Origin of the sequence: Pseudoalteromonas sp. RB2-MNA-CIBAN-0110 (assembly GCF_040309305.1) — a bacterium.
GTDB lineage: Bacteria > Pseudomonadota > Gammaproteobacteria > Enterobacterales > Alteromonadaceae > Pseudoalteromonas > Pseudoalteromonas arctica.
This window is the reverse complement of sequence record NZ_JBEOOQ010000088.1, coordinates 1-1,214: the sequence shown is the minus strand read 5'-3', so window position 1 is coordinate 1,214 and position 1,214 is coordinate 1. Positions and strand designations below refer to the sequence as shown.

Here is a 1,214-nt window from a genome sequence, read left to right as displayed (position 1 = left end):
TAACAAGAGACTATGGCGTCAATAGTTAATTTATAACTTTTGGCGCTACCCATGAAACACCGTCTCTTAGCATTGAATTTAAGATAACAATCATCTTTCTAATGCAGGCAATTATTGCGACTTTTTTAGGTTTTCCTGCGGCTAATAAACGTTGATATGTCGCTTTAAAAACAGGATTAGATTGCATTGCTGACATCATGGCCATGTATAAAACGGTTCTGACTTGTGGTCGTCCACCTTGTATTTTTCGATGACCTTTAAATCTTCCACTTTCTCGATTTATCGGTGCAACACCAATCAAAGCACTAGCTTGTTTACTGTTGATATAACCCAATTCAGGCAAGTTACTGATGATAGAAGCTGCGGCTATTTTTCCAATGCCAGTCATGCTTTGTAATATTTCATTTTTAGCTTTATATTCAGGACAACTCTCAATCAGCTTTGCTATTTTTTCTTCTATTTTAATAATTTGGTTTTTGAACAAAGTGAGAATAGGTTTAATCGTCATGGCTAATGCTTTAGGCATAATTTGTAAGCGATTCTTTTCCATGGTTTGCATAGTTAATAATTGATTTCTGCGCGTTACTAAATCACTCATAGCTTGCATTGTTTCTGGTTTTAGCTGTGATAATTTAGGCTTGATTGCTTCGCTATAATGCGCAATTAGTTGAGCGTCTAATTTATCTGTTTTTGCACGTTGTCCAATGGCACCAGCAAAGCGTTTTACATGGACAGGGTTGGCAATAGTAAAAGGTAATCCTGCTTTAGCACATGCTAAAATAAATGCCATTTCAAGACGGCCAGTTGCTTCGATAACAATGCGCTCAGGTTTGTGTTTTCTAATAATGTTAACGGCTTCTTTTATGCCTTTATCATCATTAGTAACGGTGAAATAGATATCTAAAGGTCGAATATAAATATCTAATTGGAATTTGCCAGTATCGACACCGACATTAATGTTTTGATTCATATTTGATTTCATAATAAGCTAACTCTTACTTGCATAATGCGGGTTCGAGACCCAGTAGACTATTCGAGTGTGGTGCTTGGAGTCCTTTGTCGCGTTCGTTCTTGTTATCGGTCTCTCAATAGAGGAGCCATCGCTTAATCGAACTACGACAAGGAAAGCTTTAGTTGCTGCTAAAGCCTGGGTCTCACATTACCCGAACCTGGTATTAATATTAATTAATTTATGGGTTTATTATCCATACAAG

At 36.7% G+C, this 1,214-nt stretch carries 1 protein-coding gene; it reads right to left on the bottom strand.

The features are described from left to right. Positions 1-25: 25 nt before the first annotated feature. Positions 26-982, bottom strand: coding sequence for an IS110 family RNA-guided transposase (locus AAEY68_RS20635; RefSeq protein WP_024593458.1), 957 nt, complete (start codon positions 980-982; stop codon positions 26-28). Between the last annotated feature and the right edge of the window lie 232 nt (positions 983-1,214).

Bases quoted from the DNA above. Each gene is read 5' to 3' on its own strand.
- AAEY68_RS20635 (WP_024593458.1), bottom strand. From the start codon at position 982: ATGAAATCAAATATGAATCAAAACATTAATGTCGGTGTCGATACTGGC.